The organism is Vibrio sp. SG41-7 (assembly GCF_014164465.1).
Taxonomy (GTDB): domain Bacteria; phylum Pseudomonadota; class Gammaproteobacteria; order Enterobacterales; family Vibrionaceae; genus Vibrio; species Vibrio splendidus.
Genome location: NZ_JACJFF010000002.1, coordinates 99,738 through 114,318, shown reverse-complemented (window position 1 = coordinate 114,318; position 14,581 = coordinate 99,738). Strand labels below are relative to the sequence as shown.

Here is a 14,581-nt window from a genome sequence, read left to right as displayed (position 1 = left end):
GATAAGTCCGTTAAGATTCAATCAACAATTCCGTTGAAATTAACACACCATTCCAATCAGCATATATATAGTCACCAGGCTGAATCAGTTGATTGTGTACCGTGAGCGTGACATTAACTTGCCCAACACCGTGCTTCTCAGTTTTGAATGGTGATGCCCCAAGCGCTTGAATACCAAGATCCATCTGCGCCATCATCGCTACATCACGAACCGCACCATTCACAATGACGCCTTCCCAACCGTTTTCTATAGCTAGAATCGCCAATTGATCACCAAGCAGTGCTTTCTGACACGAACCATTACCGTCTACGACGAGCACTTTGCCACTGCCGTCAGTCTCTAAAACCTCGCGAACCTTGGAATTATCGTGATAACAACGAACTGTTACAATTTTTCCCCAGAACGCGCCACGTTGACCGAAGTTCTGCAATGGCATGTTCAGTTGGGTGACTTTGCTTTCAAACTCGTCACACAAATCAGGTGTTATATCGTGCATATATCCTCCGTGAGTAAGGCGTTGCCGTCTAATGCGGGTGTGCCTCTATGCTTTTATATGTTGTTAGAATTAATCCTTTGTTTTCATTGTTCTATGCTCAATTTAATATTGAATTAGAGTTGATTGCGCATATTTATCTACTAGACTCTAAGGACAGCTTTCAGCTTCCTTGGTTCAAAATCTGGTCTTTAGCAAGCGAGATGTGAGAACTATCTCGAATAATCATTCTAGTTTTGCTGCTAAATAATCACCATAACATTGGTTAAGTTGTAGCCATACTATTAAAGTTTGTTGCGATACGGCAATTGATGTAAATCAACAAAGTGAATGGAATTAACATTCTCGCGTTGTTAGCATGCTGTTAACATTATAGAATCCACTGCAATCACTAACAGAATGATTGAAAGGCGTACTGGATCTACGTTATTGGGCAATACTTCAAGGAAGGCAGATAGCTGGAAGTAAGTGTTTTTTTGAAAACTTTAAGTTATCATCAAAAATACATTACCTGTATGTTATGTTTTTGCCTAGAATTTATTCTATTAGCACAGTTTCGTCACAAATTTAGGTACCGCCAAATGCAAACCCCGCAGATTCTTATCGTTGAAGATGAGCAAGTAACTCGTAACACTCTAAAGAGTATTTTTGAAGCAGAGGGATATGCTGTTTTTGAGGCTAGCGACGGTGAAGAGATGCACCAAGTGCTATCTGACAACCAAGTTAACCTTGTAATTATGGACATCAACCTTCCTGGTAAGAATGGCCTACTACTTGCGCGTGAACTACGTGAGCAAGCAAATGTAGCGCTTATGTTCTTAACGGGTCGTGATAATGAAGTTGATAAGATCCTTGGCCTAGAGATCGGCGCTGATGACTACATCACTAAGCCTTTCAACCCTCGTGAACTGACTATCCGTGCACGCAACCTTCTGAACCGTTCAATGAGCACAAGCTCTGTTCAAGAAGAAAAGCGTAGCGTTGAGAAGTACGAGTTCAATGGTTGGGTACTAGACATCAACAGTCGTTCTCTGGTTAGCCCAGATGGCGAAGGCTACAAGCTACCTCGTTCAGAGTTCCGCGCTCTACTTCACTTCTGTGAGAACCCAGGTAAGATCCAAACACGTGCAGACCTTCTTAAGAAGATGACTGGCCGTGAGCTTAAGCCACACGATCGTACTGTAGACGTAACAATCCGTCGTATTCGTAAACACTTTGAGTCTGTTTCTGGTACGCCAGAAATCATCGCAACGATTCACGGTGAAGGCTACCGCTTTTGTGGTGACCTAGAAGACTAATTCGATTCGCGCTTCGGGCCGTTTAGTTCTTGTAGTCGGTTAGCTGTTCTAAACCGATAGCACTTCTAAACCGTTAGTACTTATAAACTGATAGTACTTATAAACCAATAGTACTCCTAACAGTCGAAGCGTAATCAATAGTGATTAAAAAGGGAGAATGCCAACGCATTCTCCCTTTTTTATTGTTCATTGATCGCTAAGGTTTTAGTAAACCGTATCAACCTTAACGTCTTTCTCGACGAGCCACTTCACGGTTTCGCCGTCTTTGAGTTCAATCGCAACATCAACAGGCTTGTCACTATCGATCTCTAGCTGCCATACAAAAGCGACTTCCCACTGAGTTTCACTGTGTGTTCTTAAATCAAGATCGTCAGCTGTTACCAACAAGGTATCCGCACCCTGTTTAACTGTCACACTCTCAACCGCAAGCGTTGCTGGTAGTTGTGAGTCAGACTCTAGGTAGATAGAACCGTGCAGAGTCTTATCTTGAGCCTCTCCAATCGTAGGCATCTTGTTGTGCCACAGGTTGCTTTTCATTGTGACTGTCGCTGCAGATATTTCTACTTGGTTATCTTGCTGCCATTCTACTTGTGGTGCAGAACAACCCGCTAATGCCACGACATATGCGGCGAATGCTAATTTTTTCATTATTCTTCTACCTTTGATTTAACCAACTCTTTAAGACTTCAATGTCATTCTGGTATTCGTTATTTATTTCATCAACCCAATCTGAAATGTTCTCCCACCACGCAGGCATATCTGGAGATTGAGCTTTCTGAGCAACTTGCTGTATGCGCTTCAGGCCAATTGAACCTGCCGCACCTTTAATCTTATGCGCTTCAGAAACGATGCTGTCTTGATCTTTCGCCACCATGTTGGAATTCAATATTTCCATATATTCCGGCATCATATCTTCAAACATCACGATGCTGTCCAAAACCGGTTTCGACCCGACAATGTCAACATAAGACTCTAGCATATCAATATCAAGCAAAGTGGTATCAATCGTTGAAAGAGCAGGCTTACTCGCTACTACTTTTTCAGCACCTGTTACTTTCTCAATACCGGTTACTTTTTCAACATCCTTTGCAGTATCAATCCCCTTGGCTGTATCAATACCCTTAGCTTTCTCAATAACCTCTGGCGCATCCTCGATAAGATCACTGATGACATCCTGGATTGCACGAACCGACAGTGGTTTACTGATCGCTTCGTCCATGCCTTTCTGGAAGTACTCTTGCTTGTTGTTTAATACGTTCGCGGTTAATGCCACCAAAGGCGGCAGCTTGCTATATTTTTCGCGGTAGTATTGAGCAATATCGAAGCCCGTCATATCTGGTAACTGGATATCCAGTAATACCAAGTCATAATCTTTCGGGTTGAAAACGATTTGCGCCTCTTTACCCGTCATTACGACTGTCACTTCATGACCAAGGCTTTCAAGTAGAGAGCGAGCTACTGTGATATTAAGCTCAATATCTTCGACCATGAAGATCTTAAGATTGGACTGCTTTCTTGGCGTTTTGATCAGAGCCTGAGTATCGTGATTAACAGGCACTCGAATAGAAACCGTAAAGGTACTACCAAAGCCCTCTTCACTGGTGACTTCAATGTGACCATCCATCATATTGATCAGCTGTTGAGACACGGCAAGACCAATACCAGTACCGACAGCGTGTAGATTATCTGTTCCCGACTTCACCTGGTAGTACATCGCGAAGATCTTCTCGATTTCACTTTCAGGAATACCAATCCCGGTGTCTTCTACTTCCATGGTGATGTTGGCAAAGTCGCCATCAATTTCAGCGCTGACTGTCATCACCACACCACCATCTTTGGTGAACTTCATGGCATTACTAACAAGGTTCCACAACACCTGTCTAAGACGAGTGCCATCCACTTCGACCGCAGCAGGAAGATCCGATAACCTTTCAAGATCAAACCTTAACCCTTTTTGCTCTGCCATTAACGCAGAAATACTCTCGATTTCGACAACGAAATCTTCAAAGTTGAGCGGAGTTGGGAATAACTCAAGTTTACGACGATCAAATTTGTCCATATCGATAATATCGTTAAAGATATTACCCAATGTCACCGCGCTCACCTTGATGGTTTGCATCTGCTTGCGCTGCTCGGTCGTCAGTTGGCTATCCAACAACATACGACTCAAGCCGATGATGCCATTGAGCGGCGTTCTTAACTCGTGGCTAATGGTTGAGATAAAGGTGGTCTTATCACGACTGGCTTTCTCCAATGACTCTTGGTGCTCTTTACGCTCAGTAATATCACGGCCAAAACCGACCAAGCCCAAGTGACGACCTTCTTTACTGTAGAAAGGCACCTTACGCAGTTCGAAGTAGCTCTTACGACCATCAGGGTATTCCAACCATTGGTCATAAGTCAGTGCTTGGTTGTCAGCAAATACCTTCTTATCGGTTTCAACAACTTGTTGAGCGATCTCTTTGCTATAAACATCCCAAGGCGTTAAGCCAACGAGATCTTTTTCTGTCTTGCCAGTAAGCTCTTCAACTGCACGGTTACAACCAGAGAACACACCATCTTCATTGCGATAGTAAATAAGATCAGGAGAGGCATCGATAAACGAGCGTAGCAATGCCGTACGCTCTGCGAGTTCAAGCTGAGTTCGCTCACGCTGGAACACCTCATTTTCGAGATCGTGCATTGCTTCTGCACGCGCTTCTTCCGCTTTTTCACGCTCTTCAATTTCTTGATTAAGCTTCTCGATATTGAGTTGCAGTTTATTGTTGAGCTCTTGATCTCGCTCTCGCATGTCACCAAGCTTAGAGACCAATTTCGCCAACCTTTGACGAGACTCTTCCAGCTGGTCTACGACCACTGATAGGAAATAAACCGCCCAAGGCGTGATCACTAAACCGAAGAAAACCGAACGGACAATGTCGATATCATCAACATTACCTTTGAGTGCGAGGGTAATACCCACTTGCACAACAACTGCGAGGGCTACAAGCGCTAAGGCGAGTAAGATAGAAAAGCGGACAATCCCCAGTTTTACGAGTAGATCCACGTAATACTGAGCGAGATTTTTCATGGGTTTCATTTAACGCTCCATGCGATAAGACTAGCAATATTCTACCCTGTTTAAAGAGAGGAGGTAAGCTAGCTACATCACACGCAGCAAGAGAGCTACAGTTATATTGTTTAAAACAGATAAGTGGGATAAATAGAGGGGCAGCAAGAGATAAATGTGCTTATCGAATTGAGGAAGGATGCACCATCGAACGGTTTCGACCGTCGGATTTAGCTTGATACAACGCACTGTCAGCCAAGGCAACCGCCGAATCCATTTCATCATCAGGTGTCGGAATGTAAGAGATAATACCAATACTCACCGTGATGAATTCAGAGACATTCGATTTCTCATGCGCCAGTTCCAATTTAAGGATCCCATCATGGATACGCTGTGCCACCAGCTGAGCACCCTCAGCCGTGGTATTCGGTAGAATAAAGCCGAACTCTTCACCACCGTAACGAGCCACACAATCCGATGAACGGTTCAGCACCTGCTTAAATGCCTGAGAGACTTGGATCAGAGCATCATCACCTTGTTGATGTCCGTAAAAATCGTTGTAACCTTTAAAGAAATCGATGTCACACAGCATAATCGTCAGTGGTAATTTCTCACGCACATGATAATGCCACAGCGTCGAAAGCTGTTCATCAAAACGACGGCGGTTGGAAACCTGAGTCAGGCTGTCCATAAAGCTAAGACGCTCAAGCTCAAGGTTGGCTTCTTCAAGTTTCTGCTCCGCAAGGTAACGTTCTGTAATATCACGCGCCATGATCAACACACCATTAGTGCTTGATGCCAGATCTCTAAACGGCGATTTCACCACATCATACCAAGTGTACTCGCCATCACTAGAGACGACCTTATCGATATAGCGTAATGACTTACCTTGATGAAGCACTTGGTGATCGGTGTCTGAAATACGCATATACATACTATTAGGCACCACATCTTGCAGGCGCTTACCGACCAAATCACTCACTTCAGAGATACCCAGCGCAGCCACAAATGGCTTATTACATGCTTGGTAAACCATATTTTCGTTGAAGATACCAATCGAGTCAGGGCTCGCTTCCAAGATGTTTTGGAGGATGGTGTCACGTTGGGCAAGCGCGACTTCAGTATCTTTTCGCTTTTCCATTTCGCCGCGCAGCTTTTGCTGCATGTTGTGCCAGTCGGTCACATCATGGCTAATTGAGAGCGTACCTATGGTTGATCCATCTTGCGAGAGCAAGACACTTTGGTAGGTTTCAAGCAAGCACCCCTTACCGTCTTGATCCGTTGTCCACGAACGTTCACTGACTCGACCTTTTAAAGCCCCACCAGAAACACTCAAAGTGCCCTCTTCAGAGCGTCCATGCCAAAACTTTTTAAATGAGCGATTACTCGTCACCAACTCACCCTTTTGATCTTTTACATAGATCAGCTCAGATAAAGAATCCAAAGCGGTGCGCGCGACATTAAGCTCACGAACTTCTTGGGACACCTCTTCATCTGTATTTTTATACGGTGATGCGTGAATCATCCACGCTTTCTTACTTCTAAAACGGATCCTGCGACCAACCAAATTGATCTTAAAGGACTCAAATTCAGACAGCGCCCACAGGGAGACCTGCTCAAATGATCGAGAGTTGATGTGATTGGTTAAGTAATGACGAAAGCTATTCTCGCTTTCAACGGTAGGAAATCGAAAGTTAACGCCAACTTGGCGAATACCAAGCAGCTGCATAGCTTGGCGATTGGCATATAAGATCTCTCCACTTCGAACATCAACAAAGTAGAGTGGCGATGGAGTAGCGAGTAGAAGTTTTTCAAGATGCGACTGATAACGTGAATAAAGATGCCAGCAGATGAGAGCAATCAGCAATACAACAACGATATAAATACCGTAGCCATACGCCCTGTCCCACAACCAAGTCATTACCAGTTCCATTTACTCTCAATCTATACCATAAAATCTGTGAGGGAAATGTTACCACTATTTGTTGGTTTTATCTGCTGTTACCGACAGTCACCATTTTCTATCAATTGACTGCGTTTAAAACGGGCAGTGTGTACTCGAATGCAGAGCCAGTTTTGATGCCTTGTGCGCCAGTTTTATCAAGCGAACGGCCAATCTCAGTCATCGCTAACCAACGGTTCTCACACCACAAAGGAGAGAGTAACGTCGGGCGTCTCGCCGCAGAAGATACTCGGTGATAAACCACGTTTGCTGGAGTGCGTTGAATCACCTCAGTCGCGATATCAATGTACTCCTCAAGGCTTGGTGCTTCTAGCTTTCCGGCCTTCCACGCCTTAGCCATGGTACTGCCCTCTACTATATGGAGCCCGTGCAGCTTAATACCGTCGGTGCCAACGGCTAATACCTTATCTAAAGTTTCAAGGTTATCCGCTTTGGTTTCTTTGGGCAGGCCAACAATAAGGTGAGTACATATATTGATCCCCAAAGCACGAGCACGCCGAGTGATCGTTTCATACACCGCGAAATCGTGGCCACGGTTAATTCGCTTGAGGGTTTTATCATTGGCCGTTTGTAGTCCGAGCTCTAGCCAAATCTCATAGCCTTGTTTCACGTAACCCGACAGCAGTTCCAATACAGAATCAGGCACGCAATCGGGCCTTGTACCAACGCAAAGGCCAACAATATTGGCACCCGGAGCTTTAAGGGCTTCTTCGTACATGTTCTTGAGCACCTGCACTTCAGCATAAGTGCTAGTGTATGCCTGAAAGTAAGCAAGATACTTCTTAGCACGGGCAATCTCACCCGCACGGTCTTTTAATTGATCGGCAATACTTTGAATCTGAGTTTGTTCGTCGGAAAAAGACGCCACATTGCAAAAAGTGCAACCACCGCGACCGATTGTGCCGTCTCGATTTGGGCAGCTAAAACCACCATGAAGTGTCAGCTTGTGAACCTTTTCGCCATAACGACGTTGAAGGTCTTGGCCGATAGTATTAACCAACTCGTGTAATTGCATATTTTCAAAGTGCTCAAGTAAATAAAAATGAATCTCAGTCTTTTTCTGAAAAAAAATTACATCCCTGCAAAATTCGACCAATTAGTTTACGCAAGGCTTTTTGCGAGCAACCTATCAAATATCAATAAACATGCAAAAAATCGGCTCTATTTGCCTAATGTTGCACATTTGTTAGACATTAAATTCAAAATAAAACGAAAAAAATGGTCTACATGGAGCAACTTTCATTGCAATTCGCCTAGACAAAATTGTAGGATACTTACACATATTGGCTATTTTTGAGTATTTACTTACATCTAAAACTTGCCAATAAGTCGGTGATACCCATATCCCACCTATATAAACCACTAGTTTGTGGCTAAAAATAAACGGATATCACTAAGGATTGTTTTTCTCGCAATACTTTTCCTGCGAGATACGGAAAGGATTCAAACCGCCAGCATAGGCAGGTTTAGACCCATAAATATAAAAGGACAAGGCTAACTTAATACAAATAAGTTGCGCCTAGATTTAACTGGAAGGATGTATCTATGGTAGATCAAGAGCAGAACTCACAGGGTCTGTATACTCCTGAATTGGAGCATGACGCTTGTGGTATCGGTTTTGTTGCGCATCTAAAGAATCGCAAATCTCATGATGTAGTAACTCAAGCACTCGATATGCTTGCACGTATGGAACACCGTGGCGGCCAAGGCTGCGATCCGTGTTCTGGTGATGGTGCAGGTATCCTGCTACAGAAGCCGCACGAATTCTTACTAGAAGAAGCCGTAAAGCTTGGAATTAAACTGCCATCTTTTGAAAAATATGGTGTTGGTGTTGTACTTTTCCCTAAAGATGAATACAAACGTGCACAGTGTCGTGACATTCTAGAACGCAATGCACAACGCCTTGAGTTAGAAGTTATCGGCTACCGTGAACTTCCAACTGACAATTCAATGATTGGTGCTGACCCATTAAGCACTGAACCTCAATTTGAACACGTATTTATTTCTGGCGGCCCTGGTATCACACCAGAAGAGCTTGAGCGTAAACTGTATGTTCTACGTAACTACACGGTTCGTGTATGCCTAGAAAGCGTTTCAAATATCGGTGATGACTTCTACATCAACTCTATGTCTTACAAGACATTGGTGTACAAAGGTCAGCTAACAACTGAACAAGTTCCTCAGTACTTCCTAGATCTGCAAAACCCAACTATGGTGACAGCTCTAGCACTCGTACACTCTCGCTTTTCTACCAATACATTCCCTCGTTGGCGTCTAGCTCAGCCTTTCCGTTACATCGCGCATAATGGCGAAATCAATACGGTTCGCGGCAACCTGAACTGGATGAAAGCACGTGAAGCAATCCTAGAATCGGATCTGTTTACACAAGCTGAAATCGACATGCTGCTTCCTATCTGTCAAGAAGGTAGCTCAGACTCATCAAACTTCGATATGGCGCTTGAGCTGCTTGTTCTTTCAGGTCGTACTCTGCCGCATGCGTTGATGATGATGATCCCGGAAGCATGGCAAGAAAACAAAAACATGGATCCAACTCGTCGTGCGTTCTACCAGTACCACGCGAACGTAATGGAACCATGGGATGGCCCAGCGTCAGTATGTTTCACCGATGGTGTTCAAGTTGGTGCAACTCTTGACCGTAACGGTCTGCGTCCTTCTCGCTACACAGTGACAAAAGACGACTTCCTAGTGATGGCGTCTGAGTCTGGCGTTGTTGAGATCGCACCTGAAAACGTTGAATACCGTGGTCGTCTACAGCCTGGTCGTATCTTCGTTGCTGACCTTGAGCAAGGCCGCATCATTTCTGATGAAGAAGTGAAAGACGGTATCGCTAAGTCGCAACCCTACGAAAAATGGGTTGAAGAGAACCTTCTGAGCTTGAAAAAGCTACCGGATGCGAGCAACGAATTTAACCAACCTTCTCCAGAGAAACTGCTTCACAAACAACAATCGTTTGGTGTGAGCTCTGAAGAAGTAAACGAAATCATTCTCCCTCTTGCAAAAACAGGCTACGAGCCACTTTCTGCAATGGGTGCTGACTGGCCGCTAGCGATTCTTTCTCATCAATCGCAGCACCTTTCAAACTACTTTAAGCAGTTGTTTGCACAAGTAACTAACCCGCCGATCGACCCGATTCGTGAGCGTATGGTTATGTCTCTGAACACTTACCTAGGTAAAGATCAGAACCTACTTGCTGAAACACCTGAGCACTGTCAAAAAGTGGAACTTGAGTCTCCTGTTCTTTCTAACTCAGAGTTAGAGAAACTGCGTGCAATCGATAATGAGCACCTTCAATCGAAGACGCTGGATATCGTATTCCAAGCAAACGGAGACCAAGGTAAGTTAGAGCGCGCACTTAAACGTATCTGCCAATATGCAGAAGATGCAGTTATTGATGGCTACTCTATCATCCTACTGACTGACCGTGCGGTTAACTCAAACCACGCAGCTATCCCAGCAATGCTGGCGGTTGGCGCGGTTCACCACCACCTAATCCGTAAAGGCTTACGTGCTAAGTGTGACATCGTTGTTGAAACGGGCGATGCTCGTGAGACACACCACTTTGCAACCTTAATTGGTTACGGTGCAAACGCAGTTAACCCATACCTAGTTATCGAAACGATTGTTGAACTGCAACGTACTAAGAAGCTAGATCCAAACGTTCATCCACGTGAGTTATTCGATAACTACCGTAAGGGTGTTAACGGCGGTCTACTGAAGATCTTCTCGAAGATGGGTATCTCTACGCTGCAGTCTTACCACGGCGCTCAAATCTTTGAAGCACTTGGTGTTAGTAAATCAGTGGTTGAAAAATACTTCACTGGTACTGTTTCTCGTATCCAAGGTCTAACGATCGACGATATCGCACGAGAAGTATTAGTTCGTCACCGTGTTGGTTACCCTGCTCGTGAAATCCCAGCTCAAGTTCTTGATGTTGGCGGTGTTTACCAGTGGAAACAACGTGGTGAGAAGCACTTATTCAACCCAGAAACCATTTCTCTACTTCAAGAATCGACGCGTAACAAAGATTACGGTCAATTCAAGAAGTACGCGAACGCCGTTGATGCTCAAGGCGACAACGCAGCAACACTACGTAGCCAACTTGATTTCATCAAGAACCCAGCAGGCTCTATTCCTCTAGCGGAAGTAGAACCTATTGAGAAAATCCTTAAGCGTTTCGCAACAGGCGCAATGAGCTTCGGTTCAATCTCGCATGAGGCTCACTCAACACTGGCTGTCGCGATGAACCGCATTGGCGCGAAATCAAACTCAGGTGAAGGTGGTGAAGATCCAGCACGTTTCGAGCGTAAAGAAAATGGCGACTGGGAACGTTCAGCAATCAAACAGGTGGCTTCTGGTCGCTTTGGTGTAACGTCTTACTACCTATCTAACGCTGATGAGCTGCAAATCAAGATGGCTCAAGGTGCGAAACCTGGCGAAGGTGGTCAACTACCTGGTGATAAGGTTGATGACTGGATCGGTGCAACGCGTCACTCGACTCCGGGCGTAGGTCTTATCTCTCCACCGCCACACCACGATATCTACTCAATCGAAGATTTGGCTCAGCTGATCTACGATCTGAAAAACGCGAACCGTAACGGCCGTGTAAACGTGAAGCTAGTATCAGAAGCTGGCGTAGGTACGATTGCATCAGGTGTAGCAAAAGCGAAAGCTGACGTAGTACTTATCGCAGGTTTTGATGGTGGTACGGGTGCATCTCCGATGTCTTCTATCCGTCACACCGGTCTGCCTTGGGAGCTAGGTCTAGCGGAAACGCACCAGACACTGCTGAAAAACGGCCTACGTAACCGTATCGTTGTTCAGTCTGATGGTCAGATGAAAACACCACGTGACCTTGCAGTTGCAACCTTACTTGGCGCTGAAGAATGGGGCGTAGCAACAGCAGCACTTGTTGTTGAAGGCTGTATCATGATGCGTAAGTGTCACAAGAATACATGTCCTGTTGGTATCGCAACACAGAACAAAACTCTTCGTGAGCGTTTCGACGGCCGCGTAGAAGACGTAGTAACGTTCTTCCAATACATGGCTGAAGGTCTACGTGAAGTAATGGCTGAACTTGGCTTCCGTTCTATCGATGAGATGGTTGGTCAATCGCACAAACTTAAAGTTCGTGATGACATCGGTCACTGGAAGTACAAGAATCTAGATCTAACACCGGTACTGCACATTGAGCAGGCTCGTGCAGAAGATGGTATCTACAACCAGACAACACAGAATCATAATCTTGAAGACGTTCTAGACCGTAAGTTGATTCAGGCTGCAATCCCAGCGCTTGAGAAGGGTGAAGCGGTTACCGCTCAGTTCCCTATCATCAACACGGATCGTTCAGCAGGCACGATGCTGTCGAACGAAATCTCGAAGGTTTACAAAGACCAAGGTTTACCACAGCCAATGAACGTTAAGTTCCACGGTAGTGCTGGTCAATCTTTCGGTGCGTTCCTTGCGAAAGGCGTTAAGTTCGAAGTAGAAGGCGACGCAAACGATTACTGGGGTAAAGGTCTGTCTGGCGGTACGTTGGTACTGTACCCAGATGCAAGATCTACTATCGTTGCTGAAGATAACATCGTGGTTGGTAACGTATGTTTCTACGGTGCAACCTCTGGTGAGTCTTTCATTCGCGGTATGGCTGGCGAACGTTTCTGTGTTCGTAACTCTGGTGCGAAGGTTGTTGTTGAGGGTGTTGGTGACCACGGTTGTGAATACATGACTGGCGGCGCGGCAATTATCCTTGGTTCAACGGGTCGTAACTTTGCTGCAGGTATGAGTGGCGGTGTCGCTTATGTTTGGGATAAAGCAGGTGACTTCGAGACTAAGCTCAACGCAGAACTTGTAGACCTAGATCCAATTGAACAAGAAGATAAAGATCTTCTACTGGATATGCTAACTAAGCATGTTGAATTCACAGGAAGTGAAGTTGCTCAGTCTTTCCTAGACAACTTTGAAGCAAGTGTTGCATCGCTAGTTAAAGTAATGCCTCGCGACTACAAAGCGGTTCTTCAAAAGCGTAAAGCTGAAGCACAACAGGCACAAACGGAAGAAGTGGAGGCAGTATAATGGGTAAGCCTACTGGATTTTTAGAACACGGTCGTGAGCTTCCAAAGAAGCTCGACCCGTCAGTTCGAATTGAAGACAACAAAGAGTTCGTACTTAACGAAGAGTTTGGTGAAAAGATCAATACTCAAGCATCTCGTTGTATGGACTGTGGCGTACCTTTCTGTCACAACGGCTGTCCGATTGGTAACATCATCCCAGAATTCAATGACGCTGTTTATCGCGACAGCTGGGAAGAGGCTTGGAACATTCTTAGCTCTACCAATAACTTCCCTGAGTTTACAGGTCGTGTTTGTCCTGCTCCTTGTGAGAGTGCCTGTGTTCTTGGCATCAACCAAGACCCAATCACTATCTGTAATATCGAGAAAACGATTGTAGAAACTGCGTACCGTGAAGGGTACGCAAAGCCTAAAACACCACGCTCTCGCACAGGTAAAACTGTCGCAGTTATCGGTTCAGGCCCTGCAGGCTTAGCCGCAGCTGAGCAGCTAAACAGTGCCGGTCACTCGGTAACGGTATTTGAACGTGACGAGAAAGTGGGTGGTCTACTTCGCTTCGGTATCCCAGATTTCAAACTGGGTATGGACGTAATTGATCGTAAGATCAACCTAATGGCTGAAGCTGGCGTTGAATTTAAAGTTAACCAACACATCGGTGTTGATGTTAATGCTCAACAGTTACGCCAAGAGTTTGATGTGGTATTGCTAACGGGTGGTTCTACGGTTCCACGCGACTTACCAATCCCAGGTCGTGAGCTTAAAGGCGTTCATTTTGCCATGGAATTCCTTGGTCAAAATAATCGCCGTGCCAACGACTTAGATCTTAAGACACAAGAGCTTCACGCTAAAGATAAGCACATTGTGGTTATCGGTGGTGGTGATACAGGCTCTGACTGTGTAGGCACATCAAACCGTCATAAAGCAGCAAGCATTACTCAAGTTGAGATCATGCCGATCCCACCAGAGAAACGCCCTGCAAATATGCCTTGGCCTCAATACCCAATGATCATGAAAACCACCACTTCTCACGAAGAAGGTTGTGAACGTCATTGGAACATCTTAACCAAAGAGTTCATTAGCGACGATCAAGGTCAAGTAACGGGTCTACGTATCGCTGACATCGTTTGGCAAGACGCAAAACCAGGCGAACGTCCAGGTTTTGATGAAGTAGCGAACTCTGAACGTGTTATTCCATGTGACATGGCATTCCTTGCAATGGGCTTCTTACACCCAGAGCCTACAGGCGTGCTTGCTCAACTAGACATTAAACTGGACGAGCGCGGTAACGTCGCTTCTGAAGGTTTTGCGACGAACCAGAAAGGCGTTTTCGCTGCTGGTGATATGCGTACTGGTCAGTCTCTGGTTGTACGTTGTATTAATGAAGGTCGTGAATGTGCAATTGCCATTGATGACTTCTTAATGGGTAACTCAAACTTAGAAGCAAAAGCTGATTCACTCATGCTTTCCGCATAATATTTCTCGGGCTAACGTCGATGACGTTAGCCTAGAGGAAAAGCAACACCCTTCCTAACTTTTATGTTTGGCTAGCACTCGATGCTAGCCTTTTTTCTATCTGCCTTACGGCTCCTGGGACATTCCCTTCGTTGCACATGTTAAATCCCATTAACATCTACCTTTTATATCCCTTTGATATCATTCTACTATTTTAGATTATTACGTGGTTAATCG

The 14,581-nt window shown here is 45.1% G+C and carries 9 protein-coding genes; 4 read left to right on the top strand and 5 right to left on the bottom strand.

Going from position 1 to position 14,581, the window contains the following annotated elements; translation table 11 throughout:
- Nucleotides 1–10 precede the first annotated feature (10 nt).
- A complete protein-coding gene (locus tag H5300_RS01100; RefSeq protein ID WP_004734993.1) occupies nt 11–496 on the bottom strand; it encodes a putative 4-hydroxy-4-methyl-2-oxoglutarate aldolase in 486 nt (161 codons plus the stop codon).
- Nucleotides 497–543: 47 nt separating this feature from the next.
- Here H5300_RS01100 and H5300_RS28295 point away from each other — a divergent pair, with 47 nt between their 5' ends.
- Nucleotides 544–702 carry a hypothetical protein gene (locus tag H5300_RS28295; RefSeq protein ID WP_004734992.1) on the top strand — a complete coding sequence of 53 codons (159 nt, stop codon included), beginning with the start codon at nt 544–546 and terminating at the stop codon, nt 700–702.
- A gap of 372 nt (nt 703–1,074) precedes the next feature.
- A complete protein-coding gene (arcA, locus tag H5300_RS01095) occupies nt 1,075–1,791 on the top strand; it encodes a two-component system response regulator ArcA (protein ID WP_004741534.1) in 717 nt (238 codons plus the stop codon).
- Between the two features lie 204 nt (nt 1,792–1,995).
- On the opposite strand, the gene H5300_RS01090 is transcribed toward arcA, so the two are convergent.
- The 4 genes from H5300_RS01090 to H5300_RS01075 form a co-directional block, all read right to left on the bottom strand.
- Nucleotides 1,996–2,439: a hypothetical protein gene (locus H5300_RS01090; RefSeq protein WP_182795266.1), complete on the bottom strand. Its 444-nt coding sequence runs from the start codon at nt 2,437–2,439 to the stop codon at nt 1,996–1,998.
- 7 nt (nt 2,440–2,446) lie between these two features.
- A complete protein-coding gene (arcB, locus tag H5300_RS01085; RefSeq protein WP_065681773.1) occupies nt 2,447–4,870 on the bottom strand; it encodes an aerobic respiration two-component sensor histidine kinase ArcB in 2,424 nt (807 codons plus the stop codon).
- A 151-nt stretch (nt 4,871–5,021) separates the two neighbouring features.
- Nucleotides 5,022–6,773, bottom strand: a complete 1,752-nt coding sequence (locus tag H5300_RS01080; protein WP_182795265.1) for a diguanylate cyclase domain-containing protein — start codon at nt 6,771–6,773, stop codon at nt 5,022–5,024.
- A gap of 91 nt (nt 6,774–6,864) precedes the next feature.
- Complete coding sequence (locus tag H5300_RS01075) at nt 6,865–7,818, bottom strand: TIGR01212 family radical SAM protein (protein ID WP_017084781.1); 954 nt, start codon at nt 7,816–7,818, stop codon at nt 6,865–6,867.
- A 530-nt stretch (nt 7,819–8,348) separates the two neighbouring features.
- On the opposite strand from H5300_RS01075, the gene gltB reads away from it, so the two are divergent.
- Together gltB and H5300_RS01065 are read left to right on the top strand one after the other, a co-directional pair.
- Entirely contained in the window at nt 8,349–12,896 is a 4,548-nt protein-coding gene (gltB, locus tag H5300_RS01070; protein WP_004734986.1) for a glutamate synthase large subunit, read from the top strand.
- Complete coding sequence (locus tag H5300_RS01065; RefSeq protein WP_182795264.1) at nt 12,896–14,365, top strand: glutamate synthase subunit beta; 1,470 nt, start codon at nt 12,896–12,898, stop codon at nt 14,363–14,365. Before gltB ends, H5300_RS01065 begins: the two co-directional genes overlap by 1 nt.
- Nucleotides 14,366–14,581 lie beyond the last annotated feature (216 nt).

What these genes read in the sequence shown, in the direction of transcription:
- H5300_RS01100 (WP_004734993.1), bottom strand. Translation starts at nt 496, where the DNA reads ATGCACGATATAACACCTGATTTGTGTGACGAGTTTGAAAGCAAAGTC.
- H5300_RS28295 (WP_004734992.1), top strand. Translation starts at nt 544, where the DNA reads ATGCTTTTATATGTTGTTAGAATTAATCCTTTGTTTTCATTGTTCTAT.
- arcA (WP_004741534.1), top strand. Translation starts at nt 1,075, where the DNA reads ATGCAAACCCCGCAGATTCTTATCGTTGAAGATGAGCAAGTAACTCGT.
- H5300_RS01090 (WP_182795266.1), bottom strand. Translation starts at nt 2,439, where the DNA reads ATGAAAAAATTAGCATTCGCCGCATATGTCGTGGCATTAGCGGGTTGT.
- arcB (WP_065681773.1), bottom strand. Translation starts at nt 4,870, where the DNA reads ATGAAACCCATGAAAAATCTCGCTCAGTATTACGTGGATCTACTCGTA.
- H5300_RS01080 (WP_182795265.1), bottom strand. Translation starts at nt 6,773, where the DNA reads ATGGAACTGGTAATGACTTGGTTGTGGGACAGGGCGTATGGCTACGGT.
- H5300_RS01075 (WP_017084781.1), bottom strand. Translation starts at nt 7,818, where the DNA reads ATGCAATTACACGAGTTGGTTAATACTATCGGCCAAGACCTTCAACGT.
- gltB (WP_004734986.1), top strand. Translation starts at nt 8,349, where the DNA reads ATGGTAGATCAAGAGCAGAACTCACAGGGTCTGTATACTCCTGAATTG.
- H5300_RS01065 (WP_182795264.1), top strand. Translation starts at nt 12,896, where the DNA reads ATGGGTAAGCCTACTGGATTTTTAGAACACGGTCGTGAGCTTCCAAAG.